We start from the raw sequence: 15,988 nt of genomic DNA, 5'->3' as shown, positions 1-15,988 counted from the left end.
CAGCTATGAGCTGCCTCTAAGGGCGCAAGATTATACATGAAGCAAAGACCATAAAAAAGACGAGCGTTTGTGCTCGTCTTTTTTGGTCCAGCAAGATTATTGAATAACAGGAACTTCGTCGCTCAGAAGAGCTTCACCTTGCATAATACTGATTTCGACTCGGCGGTTACGTGAACGCTGCGCTTCTGTATCATTAGGTCCGAGTGGCTCTGTATCGGCCATTCCTCGCACACGTAGCCTCTGATGGCTAAATCCACGCACTTTTTCCATTTCTTGCGCCACCGACACCGCTCGCTGCGCAGAGAGATCCCAGTTGGAACGATACAGTTCTGAATCTATACGTTGATTATCTGTATGCCCAGACACTCGAATAATACCGGGAATGTCTTTGACCAGATCGGCAATTTGGCGAACTAGAGGACGAAACTTAGGTTGTAGGAACGCCGACCCTTCTGGGAACGCGCCCTTCTCACGAATTCGGATATCAATTTGCTGACCAAGGTTTTCTACTTCAACCGCTCCCTGCTCAATTTCACGCTCAAGCGCTTTCTTGATACTTTCCATAATGGTCTCTAACTCTTCGGAAAGTTCAGCGGACTGTTGCTGCTGGCTGTCAGATTCAGAGTTTTGGTTATTCTGCGTAGAGGTATCGGGAGACTGCCCGCCAGTGAGTTTACCTTCATCACGCTGCGTCCCCCCTGCTCTGTCTGATTCACCTTCGTGGAATTCAAGAGTCTGCTGAGTAATGTCAATGGTTTGCTGCATAATCACATCGATAGGCGTCGGTTCTGGTCGACCCGGTCTAAATTCTTGAGCAATGATACTGGTTCCTTTCGGGATATCTTTCACTTCCAATCGGTTTTGAACACCGAATGCGAACTTCATTGAACCGGCAATCTGTTTAAACTTCAGTACATCCATTTCGGAAAACGAGAGCAATAGCACGAAGAAACACATCAACAGCGACATCAAGTCAGCAAAAGTTCCCATCCATAGCGGAAGGCCAGGTGGCGGACATTTTGGTTCTTCTTCTTCCATATCAGCGACCTTACTCGTTATCTACGTCAAGAGCACGCTTACCTTCATTGAGGTAATTCTTCAGATAACTGTCAATAACACGTGGGTTTTGACCATCTTGAATTGCAAGTACGCCATCCATGATTAAGCGGCGATTGAGTTTTTCTTGCTCACGACGAAGAGAAAGCTTATCGGCGATTGGGAAGAACACCATATTGGAAAGAATCGCACCGTATAGTGTGGTCAAAAGTGCTACCGCCATCGCAGGACCGATCGCTTTCGGATCATCCATGTTAGACAGCATGGCAACCAGACCAACAAGAGTACCGATCATCCCCATCGCGGGTGCTACGTCACCAAAGGCTCTGAATACACTAGAACCAAAATCATGCCTTTCATCGGTTAAGGCAATATCTTTTTGCAGCGCCGCACGAACCACATCCGCGTCGTGGCCATCCACTAACAAGTCAATACCCTTCTGCATAAAGCTATTAGTGATTTCCATCTCTTCTAGAGCAAGAAAACCGCCTTTGCGCGCTGCATCTGCCATCTCTACCACTTTAGCAATTAAATCTTCTGGCTCGTCGGCTTTGAACATGAAAGCTTTACCGGCGATTTTGGCTGCACCAAAGAACTGCCCCATAGTGAACTTCATCAACACTACGAAGGTAGAGCCACCCACCACGATAAGAATCGACGTGACGTCGATGAACATCATGATGCTTCCGCCCAGTATCATTGCCATAATGACGAAAGCAAAACCGCCAATCAGTCCTACCAGCGTTGCTAAATCCACAGAGCACTCCTCATGCTATCTTTAAGCTTCTAACAAATTATATCGGCAACATCTTAAGATCTTTAGTATTTTATTGGTACTGTACTCACATAAATATAGATGCTGAGTAGCAGATACTTACTAGACTTTAGCCCTATATTGAGTGTGCGCGCAGAATATGACCGTACAAGCTCGATTTTTGTGACAAATTTTCTCGGTTACATTTGACCATCATTATCGGCTAAGGTAAGTTTCGTCCATCTTTATCTAGGTAAAACCATTATGGCGAGTAAGAAACCAGAAAATATGACCTTTGAGGCAACCATCGAAGAGCTCGATGTAATCGTTGAGAATCTTGAAAATGGTGATTTAGCATTAGAAGATGCGCTGAAAAAGTTTGAGCGTGGTATTGCGCTTGCTCGCTCAGGGCAGTCAAAACTTAGTGACGCAGAGCAACGTGTCAACATCTTATTGCAAAATGATGATGAGTCTCCGCTTTCTGAATTTAACGCTCAGCCTGAATAATAGTTATAGAATATGTCTGTCATGTATGAGGCATTAACCTCTCTTCAACAGCGAAACAATGCTCAGCTTAATCGTTGGCTGCTAGCGCTGCCACATCAAAACCAACCTCTGATTGAAGCAATGCGCTATGGGCTACTGCTCGGTGGTAAGCGTGCGCGCCCATTTCTGGCTTACATTACGGGCCAGATGCTGGGTTGCCACCTTGATGATCTTGATACTCCGGCATCCGCTGTGGAATGTATCCATGCTTACTCGCTTATTCACGATGATCTTCCGGCAATGGATGATGATGAGTTGCGCCGTGGAAAACCTACTTGCCACATCAAGTTTGATGAAGCCACTGCCATTTTGACTGGTGACGCGTTGCAAACTTTAGCGTTTACGATTTTGGCAGAAGGTTCATTGCACCCTACCGCTGAGTGCAACCGTATACGAATGGTCAAAGTGCTGGCCGATGCTTCTGGAGCCAACGGCATGTGCCTGGGACAAGCTCTCGATCTCGCCGCAGAGAACAGAGCGGTATCCTTACAAGAGCTAAAAGAGATTCACCGTAACAAGACAGGGGCTTTAATGAAGTCTGCTATTCGTCTTGGCGCACTTGCAGCAGGGCAAAAAGGGCTAGAAGTCATGCCTCAGCTTGATAAGTTCGCCGATGCGATTGGTCTCGCGTTTCAGGTTCAAGACGATATTTTAGATATCATCAGTGATACAGAGACCTTAGGTAAACCTCAGGGGTCTGACCAAGAATTAAACAAAAGCACCTACCCAGCTTTGCTTGGATTAGACGGAGCTATCAACAAAGCTCACACTCTGTTAAATGAAGCCCTTCAAGCTTTGGCTGCGATCCCATACAATACAGAGTTACTCGAAGAGTTCGCCCGATACGTCATCGAGCGCAAAAACTAACACTATAAGCGCGCATTTTTATATGACTCTTGATATTTCGAAATATCCAACACTGGCTTTAGCAGATACACCTGAAGAGCTACGTAGTCTTCCTAAGGAAGTGCTACCAAAACTGTGTGATGAACTACGCACCTACTTATTGAATTCGGTCAGTCAGTCGAGCGGTCACCTCGCCTCTGGTCTTGGCACCGTAGAGCTTACCGTTGCTCTACATTACGTCTACAATACGCCTTTTGACCAATTGGTCTGGGATGTTGGCCACCAAGCATATCCACACAAAATACTGACCGGGCGTCGTGATCAAATGCCAACAATCCGCCAAAAAGAAGGGCTGCACCCGTTTCCTTGGCGCGAAGAGAGCGAGTACGACACCCTTTCTGTAGGCCACTCTTCGACTTCGATTAGTGCGGCTCTTGGTATGGCGATAAGCGCGAGCAAAGAAGAGCAGAACCGTAAAGTGGTCAGCGTCATTGGTGATGGGGCTATCACTGCGGGTATGGCATTTGAAGCCATGAACCATGCAGGTGACGTTCACCCTGATATGCTGGTCATTCTTAACGACAACGAAATGTCAATTTCAGAGAACGTCGGTGCGCTTAACAACCATCTTGCTCAAGTCCTATCGGGGAGCCTATACACATCGATCCGCGAAGGTGGCAAAAAGGTGCTCTCAGGCGTACCTCCAATTAAAGAGCTAGTACGTCGCACTGAAGAACACCTGAAAGGCATGGTCGTTCCAGGGACTTTGTTTGAAGAACTCGGTTTTAACTATATTGGACCAGTAGATGGTCATGATGTTAACGAGCTAGTCAAAACGCTTAAAAATATGCGTGAACTTAAAGGCCCACAATTTCTACATATCATGACCAAAAAAGGTAAAGGCTATGAACCAGCGGAAAAAGATCCGATTGGTTATCATGGCGTACCGAAATTCGATCCGAGCCATAACTCACTGCCGAAGAGCAATGGTACAAAGCCAAGTTACTCGAAAATTTTTGGTGATTTTCTATGTGATATGGCGGTGCAAGATCCAAAGCTAATGGCGATTACTCCTGCCATGCGTGAAGGCTCTGGCATGGTTCGCTTTTCTAAGGAGTTTCCTCAGCAGTACTTTGACGTCGCAATCGCAGAGCAACACGCCGTCACACTTGCAACAGGTATGGCAATTGCTGGCGACCACCCTATTGTAGCAATTTACTCAACCTTCTTGCAGCGCGGTTACGATCAGTTAATTCACGATGTCGCTATCATGGATCTACCTGTGATGTTCGCCATTGACAGAGCCGGTCTTGTTGGAGCAGATGGTCAAACTCACCAAGGCGCGTTTGATCTCAGCTTTATGCGCTGTATTCCAAACATGGTCATAATGGCCCCTAGTGATGAAAATGAGTGCCGTCAGATGCTCTACACAGGTCACAAACATACCGGACCATCTGCAGTACGTTACCCACGCGGGACCGGAACAGGAGCAGAAATCGAACAGGCATTCACGGCGCTAGAAATCGGTAAAGGACGCATAGTCCGCCAAGGCGAAAAAGTAGCCATCCTCAACTTTGGTACTTTTTTAAGTAGTGCCCAACAAGCAGCAGAAACACTCAATGCGACAGTCGCAGATATGCGTTTTGTTAAGCCCCTCGATGAAGCACTCATTAAGCAACTCGCTGTTGAGCACGACGTATTGGTAACGCTAGAAGAGAATGCAATTGCTGGCGGGGCCGGTGCGGGTGTGATCGAGTTTATGATGCAAGAGAAAACAATCAAACCCGTTCTCAATCTTGGCTTGCCTGATAAGTTCATCGCTCAAGGTACTCAAGAAGAGTTGCACCAAGAGCTTGGTCTTGACGCTGCGGGCATCGAGCAATCTATTCGCGAATATCTTACTCGATAAGTTTGTCATTAATCTGTTACTGATAAAGCCCTCTTCGGAGGGCTTTTTGTTTTCTCGTTCAATTAGTTATCGATATCACAAAACTTAATCACATGACAAATAAATACAAACACGAGACATACGCACCAATAAGAAACTTGTTACACTTCGCTTGGCAAATCAATCCGTACACTTGCCGATTTGGAACCATTATTTTTTAAGGAAAGAGTTATGAAAAAACTTGTTATCGCAGCGGCAATTGCTCTTTTGGCATCTGGCTGTGCCCAGCAAACATTTGTTGTAGCACCAGCAGAAACCAACGAAGCTACTGAACTCACATCGCATCATTTCTTTGTTAGCGGTATTGGACAAAGCAAGCAAATTGACGCCGCTCAAGTATGTGGTTCAGTGGATAAAGTAGCAAAAGTAGAAACGCAGCAAACTTTCAAAGACATCGTATTTAGCACGATTACTTTTGGTATTTACACTCCTCGCGAAGCTCGTGTTTACTGTAAGTAATTCCGCTTCTAACCGTCACTTTGTCTCGAAGTGACGGTTTCTGTTTCCTAATTGGGTATATCCCAGTCAAACTCAGCACATAGCTTGTGCCAAGTCTCGTCCACTCCCGCTGTAATCACTAACGCCTGCCCTGTAAACGGGTGCACAAACTTCAAGCTAGAGGCATGCAACAGTAAGCGATGTGAATCATAAACCTCGCGGAATAGCTTGTTGTGCTTACCATCGCCATGTGTAGTGTCACCCACTATAGGGTGCCTTAGATGCGCCATATGACGTCTAAGTTGATGTTTACGTCCAGTCAGTGGTTTCATCTCTACCATACAATAACGTGTAGTGGGGAATTTACCTGTCGAGTAAGCAATCTCTGTTTTTGCTAATGGAGAGTAATCCGTTATCGCTTCTTGAGCTTCTTTGTTTTGGCTTGCATGTTTGTCGGCAATTTTGTCGAGCTCGACTTTGAGTGGATAATCCAAACGTCCTTGTTCTTCAACCCAGCCGCGCACTATCGCATGGTAGGTTTTTTCCATCTCATGATTAGCAAACATCGGCATCACCTGAGAGGCCACTTCACTCGACAAGGCAAAAATCAGTACACCCGATGTAGGGCGATCAAGTCGATGAAGTGGAAAAACATGCTGACCAATTTGATCACGCAAAGTTTGCATCACAAACTGGGTTTCGTGTTTATCTAACCAACTACGGTGAACCAACATACCTGCAGGCTTGTTCACTGCGACAAAGTATTCATCTTGAAACACAATCTCAAGCATTAGCGGCACTCCTTATCAATTTGCTGCAAGATTGTAATAATTGGCATCAAATCGGGCTGCTCTTTCCAACACTCCTCAAAATAAGGCGACAGCGAAAACCCGTAAGGAATTGGTTGTAATTGCTCTAGCATTGCACGTAGTTTTACGATGAAGATCCACTGCAACCACTCTTCGGGGGTTAAAGCATCGAGCGCAAACGGCTGCTGACTTTGAAGTGCTTTCTCAGTTGGTGATTCGGTTTGCCACCTATCAAGCTGCTTCATTGACTGCTCTAATTGATCAATCAACGCCGCTAATTGTTTCTCTTTTGTCATTTATCTTTGTTACTGGCCTTGAAAATTACCCTAAGAGTACCATTTATATAGGAAAGAAAGTTAGGACAAATCTCTAATGGAAACCATTCATACTCTTAGCCAATTGTTGACCAACAGTGACTGTCACTATCAAGTGTTTGATCTTGGTCGTCGAATCAAGAAGATTGATAGTAAGGTTTTTGCCGATGTCGAAAAGGGTCAACAAGCTTACCCTTTTCCAATGCAGCGCAAGGCGCACTTGGCAATCGCTTACTGGAACTCTCAACAGCAGCCTTGGATATGGTTTCTTAAGTTTGAATTGGATGAACGAGGGCTACTTAAACAGGCCGATATCGGTAACTTCATCAAATACGTGATTGAAGCGATGGGAACGCGCTTGAATCAAGATATGAGCGAAGAGCAGCAGCAAAAGCTGTCCAACAATCCGTACACTTTCAAACCTGCCGAAGATAAGATGGCGGTTTTCCATAGCCAAATCCGAGCTGAGTTAAATCTTCCATGCAGCCAATACTATGAACATGCCCAGCAATATTTCTCTGGTGGATTAGAGTGGGACAAATGGCACACGGTTGGCTTACAAGGTGTGACCGACATCTGCGCACGTTTGGGGCAGGAGCAGAATGGCGTCAATATTAAGAAGGCATTAAAATACCTTCCTAACGAGCCTCTGTATGCCTTACTTGGTGCACTTGAACATACTGACTTACCGCAAAAACTGGCTGAACGCTTGGTTGAAATAGCGCAACAGCAAATTGATAGCAACGAACCGGACCTATTCCTACTGTCTGCTTTGATACGAGCGTTGTCAGGTGCACCACTACCGCTTAGCCAACCAATCATCGACCAAATACTCGCCTCTCCACGTTTAAGTCATCAAGAAGTGTTAATTGGTGTTGCTGGCCGCTGTTGGCATTGGATAAGTGACCCTAAAACTGCGGAACAGTTCCTGCTAAGGCTTGCTCAAACAGGTAATCAGGCGCTATTTAACCAGTTGTTTGCCGATTTAGTTATGCTGCCTGAACTGAGAATGGTGCTGTTGCCCTTGCTGCACTCCAGTCCTTCTCAAGAGTTAGCTAAAGCGCTAATTAACCTCCAGAAGGCTGCCAAGGCATAACTATGATTCATGACCTTTTTGCTATCCTAGGGTTGGCGATAGTGTGCCTTGTTTTTTGGCAACAACGGCGCCAAGCAGAACTCGCTAAAACCATCGCTGCCCGTAAGTGCAAAGAGCTTGATTTGCAACTGCTGAGCGTGGCACTTAAAGGTCATAAACTAAAAACTCCAGACGGTGTCTGGCGTTGGCATTCTGTTTATCAATTTGAATTTTCTTCACTCGGTGATGACTGCTATCAAGGTCGAATCCTTATGCAAGGTTTCCAGCTAGCAAAGGTTGAGCTTCCACCACATCGGATGTAAATACATATTCATCATACGGACCAAATGTATCTTTCTTATGTGCGTTTAACTGAAAGCCAAGCTTTATAAGGATTCGCACTGATGGTTCATGACCAACATTAGCGGTTGCTAGTACCTGTTCCAGATTTAAGTCTCTGACTGCTTTAGGGAAAAATGCCTGCAACACTTCACTCGCAATGCCTCTACCCCAATAGCCTTTATCAAAAATGTATCCGAGCTCTGGCTGAGTATCTAAGTCTGAAATAAAAACATGGCCAATAAATTCACGAGTATGACTATCTAATACCGCCATCGCGTAAATGTTTCGATCACTGAGAACTTTATCAAATAGTTTCTTTGCAGACGCCACAGTATGGGCACCGTTCATCTGAGCTCGATTGATAGCACAGCAATTGAGCATCAGAAATTCAGATTGTAATGAGTCGTTATAGGGAACCAATAACGCACGGCGAGTCACTATAGTCATGACACATCCTTGTTAGCAGCAAAATTGTCTTGTAAAACAAAGCCGAAAGTTAAACCAACTTGTAAAAGCCTTTATTGATCTAGGTAGTTTTTTGAACGTTGTTGTTAGAGTTTTTTATAAAGGTGAGATCTAAGAAAAGCCCCGATACGTTAGTATCGGGGCTATAGTCTTACTCGCAGCAATCCGGCTACAAAAGGTGCTCCATGCATCTTCCTTAATAAGTTACTGAATCCTTCAGTAAAATCCTGCCTTCGCCTTCCTAGCGGTGTCCATTGTCATCCTTGCCACTAACATCCTGTTAGCGAACGTATCCTTACAATGTCCTTTCGCTCCATGCTTGATCAACGTTCCTCGTCAACCAATCTTCATCCTGAAGATTCCCAATCCTTGGTATTTCCTGTTCCGTGTCAGCATCCTTCCGACACTTTCTAATTTACTCGAATTCACCTTTAAGACAATGCCATGAAAGAAAACTATTATTGAAATAAGTTAGAAACAAAACAACATACCAATATAAATCAAAAACTTAAAGTGAAAACAATGACTATTACTGTGTTTCAAACGCACTTTGTCTTACATCACTTGTGAGAAATCTCGCACACACCATTTCTTAATTTTCCATTAGTCAATTATTGCTAAGCTCAGTATTATTGGTGATCACAACACAATGGAGGTTTTATGCTTACTCAAGATGTTAGCCAAGAGCTAAAAGATATCCTTGAACAATTACACGCAGAAGGAAAGGAGCCGACTGTAGCCTTAGTCAAAGCGCGCTTGAGTACCTCTGTCCCAATGCCGGCTTTAATCACTACATTAAAAAGCTGGAAGAGCTCTAATCGTGTACCTAAAGTTGAAGTCGCAGCAAAACAAGAAATCGCTGATGTAGACCGAATTGAACAATTAGAAAAGCAAGTGATGGATCTAACGGCAAGATTGATTGTACTTGAGGAAAAGTTAGAGAAATAGAGATTCCCTACTCTCTCCTTCATCGCTCTATGGAATTGGCAAATATTTGGAGAGTAGAAAAACAAAAGGCTTGGCGAATGCCAAGCCTTCATTTATAACAATTGGCTAAATTACCAACCAGTAATCTCGCGTAGACCTTTACCGATTTCTGCTAGAGACTTAACCGTCTTAACGCCTGCTGCTTCTAATGCAGCAAACTTGTCTTCCGCAGTACCTTTACCACCAGAGATGATTGCACCTGCGTGACCCATACGTTTACCTGGAGGAGCTGTAACACCTGCAATGTAAGAAACAACTGGTTTCGTGACGTTCTCTTTGATGTACGCTGCAGCTTCTTCTTCCGCAGTACCACCGATTTCACCAATCATTACGATTGCTTCAGTCTCAGGGTCTTCTTGGAACAACTTCAGAATATCGATGAAGTTTGAACCTGGGATTGGGTCACCACCAATACCTACACAAGTAGATTGGCCGAAACCTTCGTCAGTTGTTTGCTTAACCGCTTCGTACGTTAGTGTTCCTGAGCGAGAAACGATACCCACTTTACCTTTCTTGTGGATATGGCCTGGCATGATACCAATCTTACACTCATCAGGAGTGATAACGCCTGGACAGTTAGGGCCGATCATGCGAACACCAGTTTCTTCTAGCTTCACTTTAACATCGATCATATCTGTTGTTGGGATACCTTCCGTGATAGTCACGATAAGCTCGATACCTGCGTCAATCGCTTCAAGGATAGCATCTTTACAGAAAGGAGCAGGTACATAGATTACGGTTGCTGTCGCGCCAGTTGCTTCGACTGCTTCGCGTACTGTGTTGAATACAGGTAGATCTAAGTGAGTTTGACCACCTTTACCAGGAGAAACACCACCGACCATCTGCGTACCGTATGCGATAGCTTGCTCAGAGTGGAAAGTACCTTGACCACCAGTGAAGCCCTGACAGATTACTTTAGTGTCTTTGTTAATTAGTACAGACATTATTTAGCCTCCGCAGCAGCAACAACTTTCTGAGCAGCATCTGTTAGCGACTCAGCAGCAATGATATCAACATCAGAATTAGCAAGAACTTCGCGACCTAGGTCAGCGTTAGTACCTTCAAGACGAACAACAACAGGAACCGTTACGCCTACTTCTTTAACCGCACCGATAATACCTTCTGCGATCATGTCACAACGAACGATACCACCGAAGATGTTTACAAGTACTGCTTTCACATTGTCATCAGAAAGGATGATCTTAAATGCTTCAGCAACACGCTCTTTAGTTGCGCCACCACCAACGTCTAGGAAGTTAGCAGGTTTGCCGCCATGTAGGTTTACGATATCCATCGTACCCATCGCAAGGCCCGCACCGTTAACCATACAACCAACATTACCGTCTAGTGCTACGTAGTTCAGTTCCCACTGAGCTGCATGTGCTTCACGCTCGTCTTCTTGCGAAGGATCGTGCATTTCACGCAGCTTAGGCTGGCGGTACATAGCGTTAGAATCGATGTTGATCTTACCGTCTAGACATAGCAGGTTGCCTTCGCCAGTAATAACAAGAGGGTTGATTTCTAGTAGAGCTAAATCGTACTGAGAGAACATATTGCCAAGACCCATAAAGATCTTAACAAACTGTTTGATTTGCTCACCTTCAAGACCTAGCTTGAATGCTAGCTCACGGCCTTGATAAGCTTGAGGGCCGACTAGTGGATCGATTGCTGCTTTATGAATTAACTCTGGAGTCTCTTCTGCAACTTTTTCGATTTCAACACCACCTTCAGTCGATGCCATGAATACAACTTTACGCGTTGCACGATCAACAACCGCACCTAGATAAAGTTCGTTAGCAATGTTAGACGCTTCTTCAACAAGAATTTTAGTTACAGGCTGACCATTTGCATCTGTTTGATAAGTCACTAGGTTTTTACCTAGCCATTTTTGAGCAAACTCTTTAACGCCATCTTTAGTATCGTGCAGCTCAACGCCACCCGCTTTACCACGTCCACCTGCGTGAACCTGACACTTAACGACTTTCTTCTCTGTTGAGATACGACCAGCCGCCTCAAAGGCTTCTTGTGGTGTATCACACGCGTAACCTTCCGGTACAGGCAAACCGAATTCTGCAAACAGCTGTTTGGCTTGGTATTCATGCAAATTCATTTTGATATTCCGTTTATTTTCCCTTGTAGGGATTATTATTTCCATAACGCCGCTGGTTAAGTGCAGACGTCTGTAGGGTCTTCTCAAGTAAATCTTATTTCGCTTTTTGGGCAAATAAAGACTCAAGTGAAGGCCAGACAGTTGAGCTAGTCTAGCCTTGAAATCTATTCAACGTCTAGCCACCAAAGGCCGCTAGACGTTTTAGCGATATTAAACGTCTAACAGCAGACGTGCTGGGTCTTCAAGTAACTCTTTGATGGTGACTAGGAAGCCCACTGACTCACGACCATCGATTAAACGGTGATCGTAAGATAGCGCTAGATACATCATTGGCAAGATTTCAACCTTACCATCCACCGCCATTGGGCGTTCTTGGATTTTGTGCATACCAAGAATTGCCGACTGTGGTGGGTTAATGATAGGTGTCGACATTAGAGAACCAAACACACCACCGTTAGTGATAGTAAAGTTACCACCCATTAGTTCATCAACTGTTAGCTTGCCATCACGGCCTTTGATTGCTAACTCTTTGATGCCCTTCTCTACATCAGCAAAACCTAGTGTGTCACAGTCCTTCAGTACTGGAGTCACTAGACCACGTGGTGTTGATACCGCCATACTGATATCGAAGTAGTTGTGGTAAACAATGTCTTCACCATCAATCGATGCGTTTACCTCTGGATAACGCTTCAACGCTTCAGTTACTGCTTTAACGTAGAAAGACATAAAGCCTAAGCGAATACCGTGGCGCTCTTCAAACTGATCTTTGTATTGTTTACGAAGATCCATGATTGGCTTCATATTCACTTCATTAAACGTGGTCAGCATCGCTGTATTGTTCTTCGCTTCTAGAAGACGGTTTGCCACTGTCTTGCGCAGGCGTGTCATTGGTACACGTTTCTGACTACGAGCGGCAGCGGGTGCTTCCACAGCCGCAGGAACATCTGCTTTAGGCGCTTCTTTTGCGTTCGCTAAGTGCGCTTCAATGTCTTCACGCGTAATACGACCGCCAACACCAGTGCCTTTCACTTGGTTTGCTTCAAGACCGTGTTCACCGAGTAGACGACGAACCGCGGGGCTAAGCGCATCGTTGCTCTCTTCTGTTAGCGAAGCTTTATGGCGCTTATCAGGAGATGCTTCAGACTCTTCAGTGGTGTCTTTAGTCGGCTCTCCCGCAACTGCACCAGGCTTAAGCTTAGCGATTAGCTGCTTTGAAAGTACTGTAGCACCTTCTTCTTCAATGATGGCTTCTAGAACCCCTGCTTCTGGAGCAGGTACTTCAAGAACCACTTTATCAGTTTCGATGTCGACCAAAACCTCGTCACGCTCAATTGCGTCACCAGGTTGTTTGTGCCATGTTGCGACTGTTGCGTCAGCAACCGATTCAGGTAAATCTGGAACCAGAATTTCAATTGTCATATCTGTTTCTTCCTTTCACTTCTAGTTCTTAGTTCGAAGTTTTTTTATTCACGTTAAGCGCATCATCAACTAGCGCTTTTTGTTGTTTCAAGTGTACTGACATGTAACCTACTGCTGGCGATGCTGAAGCTGGACGACCTGCATATTTCAGATCAGCGCCGGCCGGAATCGCAGCACGGAAGTTGTGTTGGCTAGAGTACCAAGCGCCTTGGTTTTGAGGCTCTTCTTGACACCAAACGTAATCTTCTACGTTTGTGTATTGCTCGATTGCGGCTTTTACTTCTTCCAGAGGGAATGGGTATAGCTGCTCAATACGAACTATCACCACATCTTCTTGCTCATTGTTACGACGCTGCTCCAACAGATCGAAGTAAACCTTACCTGAACAGAAGACCACACGTTTCACTTTAGCTGCTTCAAGGTTGTCTATCTCACCAATTGCCGCTTGGAATGTACCTTCTGCTAGCTCTTCAATTGTTGAAGTACACAGCGGGTGACGCAAAAGCGATTTAGGAGACATCACCACGAGAGGACGACGCATTGGTCTTACAACCTGGCGACGAATCATGTGGTAAACCTGAGCTGGTGTAGAAGGCACAACCACCTGCATATTTTGCTCAGCACAAAGCTGTAGGTAGCGCTCTAAGCGAGCTGATGAGTGCTCTGGGCCTTGACCTTCATAACCATGCGGCAGAAGCATAGTCAGGCCACATAGACGTGCCCATTTTTGCTCACCTGATGAGATAAACTGGTCGATGACCACCTGTGCTCCGTTGGCAAAGTCACCAAACTGCGCTTCCCATAGGGTTAATCCGCTTGGCTCTGCAGTTGCGTAACCATATTCAAATGCCAACACTGCTTCTTCAGATAACACAGAATCGAAAACTTCAAATGGCCCTTGCTTATCGTGAATATTCGCAAGCGGAACAAAAGTGCTCGCATCATTCTGGTTATGCAGAACGGAGTGACGGTGGAAGAAAGTACCACGACCTGAGTCCTGACCGGAAATACGAATGCGTTTACCATCATCAACAATTGTTGCGTAAGCCAATGTCTCAGCCATCCCCCAGTCAATCGCTTTTTCACCGCTGAGCATGGCTTTTCGATCGTTATAAAGCTTATTTACACGACTTTGCAGCTTATGGCTTTCAGGGTAAGTACACAGACGTTGACCAAGTTCTAGCAAACGTTGAGTATCAAACTGGTTGTCCCATTCTGTATCCCAGTCGTGCCCCAGGTAAGGAGACCAGTCAACTGAATGCAGTGCCATTGGACGCCACTCTTTAACCACAACTTCACCACGATCTAATGCGTCACGGTACTCATTGACATGTTGAGTCGCTGTCTCGATACCAAAGTCACCACGCTCAATCAGCACGTCAGCATATAGCTTACGTGGTGTTGGGTGTTTCTTGATCTTTTGGTACATCAAAGGCTGTGTTGCGTTCGGCTCGTCGGCTTCATTGTGGCCATGACGGCGGTAACAAACCAGATCGATAACCACATCACGTTTGAACTCATTACGGTAATCCAGTGCGATGCGAGTGACAAAAGCAACCGCTTCTGGGTCGTCGGCATTTACGTGAAAGATAGGAGCCTGAACCATCTTGGCTATATCAGTACAGTACATGGTAGAGCGTGTATCGTTCGGGTTAGACGTTGTAAAACCAACTTGGTTGTTTACAACGATACGAACTGTACCACCTACGCTGAAACCCCGTGCTTGTGACATGTTAAATGTTTCAGCAACTACCCCCTGACCTGCTATCGCAGAGTCACCGTGAATAGTAATAGGCAGAACGGTGTTACCTTCGCTATCACCTAGGCGGTCTTGACGTGCGCGCACTGAACCGATAACAACAGGATTAACGATTTCAAGGTGAGACGGGTTGAACGCGAGCGCTAAGTGAACATCCCCGCCAGGTGTGGCGAAGTCCGCAGAGAAGCCTTGGTGATACTTAACGTCACCCGTTCCCCATGTTTCGTCGTGTTTACCCGCAAACTCATCAAACAAATCTTGAGGCTTTTTACCAAGAACGTTGACCAACATGTTCAGACGGCCACGGTGAGCCATCCCGATAACCACCTCACGCATGCCGCTCTTACCCGCATGACGAATCAACTCTTTCGTCATTGGGATCAGAGCATCGCCACCTTCTAGAGAGAAGCGTTTAGCCCCTGGGAATTTTGCACCTAGGTAACGCTCAAGACCTTCCGCTGCTGTCAGCTCTTCAAGAAATTCTTGTTTTTCTTCTTTGCTAAATGACGGTTGACCGACCACTGACTCTAGACGTTGCTGGATCCAACGTTTCTGCTCAGTATCAGTCATGTGCATGTATTCAGCACCAATAGAGCCACAGTAAATTTTGTTCAGTGACGAGTGAATGTCTTTCAGTTGCATTGTCTCTTTGCCTATAGCAAAAGAGCCTACGTTGAAAGTTTCTTCTAAATCGTCTTCGGTAAGATTGTGGAATGCAGGATCTAACTCCGCCACAGGTGGGCGTAGCCATAGACCTAGAGGGTCAAGCTGTGCCGCTTCGTGACCACGAAAGCGGTAAGCATTGATTAATTGAAGTACTTTTACCTGTTTAGCGTCGACATCAGGATCACTAACTTGGACATTGTAATGCTTTGTTTCTTGAGCGAGTCGTCGGAAGTAGTCACGGACACGTGAGTGGGGTTGTTCCACCACTTCATCTGAAGGCTTAGGTAAGCCCTCAAAAACACGTTTCCACTCCTCACTTACCAGATCGGGGTCACTTAGATACAGTTCGTAGAGGTCCTCTACATACGTTGCATTGGCGCCAGCCAAGTGTGAAGACTCGAGCCACGCCTTCATCACGCCGTTGTGCATATTTTCCCTTAACCAGTAGTTTTCA

General features: G+C 45.5%; 16 protein-coding genes. 7 read left to right on the top strand and 9 right to left on the bottom strand.

Annotated features, from left to right (window positions below):
• Positions 1-96 precede the first annotated feature (96 nt).
• Together APB76_RS17055 and pomA are read right to left on the bottom strand one after the other, a co-directional pair.
• Positions 97-1,038 carry a flagellar motor protein MotB gene (locus APB76_RS17055; protein ID WP_049846620.1) on the bottom strand — a complete coding sequence of 314 codons (942 nt, stop codon included), beginning with the start codon at positions 1,036-1,038 and terminating at the stop codon, positions 97-99.
• A 10-nt stretch (positions 1,039-1,048) separates the two neighbouring features.
• Complete coding sequence (gene pomA / locus APB76_RS17050) at positions 1,049-1,813, bottom strand: flagellar motor protein PomA (protein WP_004744530.1); 765 nt, start codon at positions 1,811-1,813, stop codon at positions 1,049-1,051.
• Between the two features lie 261 nt (positions 1,814-2,074).
• Here pomA and xseB point away from each other — a divergent pair, with 261 nt between their 5' ends.
• The 4 genes from xseB (at position 2,075) to APB76_RS17030 (ending at position 5,609) form a co-directional block, all read left to right on the top strand.
• Positions 2,075-2,317 (top strand): exodeoxyribonuclease VII small subunit, encoded by a 243-nt coding sequence (xseB, locus tag APB76_RS17045; protein WP_049846619.1) that lies wholly within the window; start codon positions 2,075-2,077, stop codon positions 2,315-2,317.
• Between the two features lie 21 nt (positions 2,318-2,338).
• Positions 2,339-3,223: a (2E,6E)-farnesyl diphosphate synthase gene (gene ispA / locus APB76_RS17040; RefSeq protein WP_049846618.1), complete on the top strand. Its 885-nt coding sequence runs from the start codon at positions 2,339-2,341 to the stop codon at positions 3,221-3,223.
• A 22-nt stretch (positions 3,224-3,245) separates the two neighbouring features.
• Positions 3,246-5,111: a 1-deoxy-D-xylulose-5-phosphate synthase gene (dxs, locus tag APB76_RS17035; RefSeq protein WP_054961280.1), complete on the top strand. Its 1,866-nt coding sequence runs from the start codon at positions 3,246-3,248 to the stop codon at positions 5,109-5,111.
• 210 nt (positions 5,112-5,321) lie between these two features.
• Complete coding sequence (locus APB76_RS17030; protein WP_049846616.1) at positions 5,322-5,609, top strand: Bor family protein; 288 nt, start codon at positions 5,322-5,324, stop codon at positions 5,607-5,609.
• Positions 5,610-5,656: 47 nt separating this feature from the next.
• Here the strand turns inward: APB76_RS17030 and truC are convergent, their stop codons facing one another.
• The gene (gene truC, locus APB76_RS17025; RefSeq protein WP_049846615.1) at positions 5,657-6,379 is read right to left on the bottom strand and encodes a tRNA pseudouridine(65) synthase TruC; all 723 of its coding nucleotides are present in this window, start codon (positions 6,377-6,379) and stop codon (positions 5,657-5,659) included.
• Entirely contained in the window at positions 6,379-6,693 is a 315-nt protein-coding gene (locus tag APB76_RS17020; protein ID WP_054961279.1) for a YqcC family protein, read from the bottom strand. The genes truC and APB76_RS17020 overlap by 1 nt, the downstream gene beginning before the upstream one ends.
• Before the next feature lie 76 nt (positions 6,694-6,769).
• Here APB76_RS17020 and APB76_RS17015 point away from each other — a divergent pair, with 76 nt between their 5' ends.
• Positions 6,770-7,807: a DUF3549 family protein gene (locus APB76_RS17015; protein ID WP_054961278.1), complete on the top strand. Its 1,038-nt coding sequence runs from the start codon at positions 6,770-6,772 to the stop codon at positions 7,805-7,807.
• Positions 7,808-7,809: 2 nt separating this feature from the next.
• Entirely contained in the window at positions 7,810-8,109 is a 300-nt protein-coding gene (locus APB76_RS17010; protein WP_049846612.1) for a DUF3301 domain-containing protein, read from the top strand.
• Here the strand turns inward: APB76_RS17010 and APB76_RS17005 are convergent.
• Positions 8,057-8,575 carry a GNAT family N-acetyltransferase gene (locus APB76_RS17005; RefSeq protein WP_054961277.1) on the bottom strand — a complete coding sequence of 173 codons (519 nt, stop codon included), beginning with the start codon at positions 8,573-8,575 and terminating at the stop codon, positions 8,057-8,059. The two genes, APB76_RS17010 and APB76_RS17005, sit on opposite strands and share 53 nt — an antisense overlap.
• Positions 8,576-9,253: 678 nt before the next feature.
• Between APB76_RS17005 and APB76_RS17000 the strand changes: the two genes are divergently transcribed.
• Entirely contained in the window at positions 9,254-9,541 is a 288-nt protein-coding gene (locus APB76_RS17000) for a hypothetical protein (RefSeq protein WP_054961276.1), read from the top strand.
• A 110-nt stretch (positions 9,542-9,651) separates the two neighbouring features.
• Here the strand turns inward: APB76_RS17000 and sucD are convergent, their stop codons facing one another.
• The 4 genes from sucD to sucA all read right to left on the bottom strand — a co-directional run bounded on the left by sucD (position 9,652) and on the right by sucA (position 15,963).
• A complete protein-coding gene (gene sucD / locus APB76_RS16995; protein ID WP_049846609.1) occupies positions 9,652-10,524 on the bottom strand; it encodes a succinate--CoA ligase subunit alpha in 873 nt (290 codons plus the stop codon).
• The gene (sucC, locus tag APB76_RS16990) at positions 10,524-11,690 is read right to left on the bottom strand and encodes an ADP-forming succinate--CoA ligase subunit beta (RefSeq protein WP_054961275.1); all 1,167 of its coding nucleotides are present in this window, start codon (positions 11,688-11,690) and stop codon (positions 10,524-10,526) included. The genes sucD and sucC overlap by 1 nt, the downstream gene beginning before the upstream one ends.
• Positions 11,691-11,900: 210 nt before the next feature.
• Positions 11,901-13,109 carry a 2-oxoglutarate dehydrogenase complex dihydrolipoyllysine-residue succinyltransferase gene (gene odhB, locus APB76_RS16985; protein ID WP_054961274.1) on the bottom strand — a complete coding sequence of 403 codons (1,209 nt, stop codon included), beginning with the start codon at positions 13,107-13,109 and terminating at the stop codon, positions 11,901-11,903.
• A 28-nt stretch (positions 13,110-13,137) separates the two neighbouring features.
• Complete coding sequence (gene sucA, locus APB76_RS16980) at positions 13,138-15,963, bottom strand: 2-oxoglutarate dehydrogenase E1 component (RefSeq protein WP_054961273.1); 2,826 nt, start codon at positions 15,961-15,963, stop codon at positions 13,138-13,140.
• Between the last annotated feature and the right edge of the window lie 25 nt (positions 15,964-15,988).

Source organism: Vibrio bivalvicida (assembly GCF_001399455.2).
GTDB lineage: Bacteria > Pseudomonadota > Gammaproteobacteria > Enterobacterales > Vibrionaceae > Vibrio > Vibrio bivalvicida.
The sequence above is the reverse complement of the archived record's forward strand: the minus strand, read 5'-3'. Positions and strand labels throughout refer to the sequence as shown.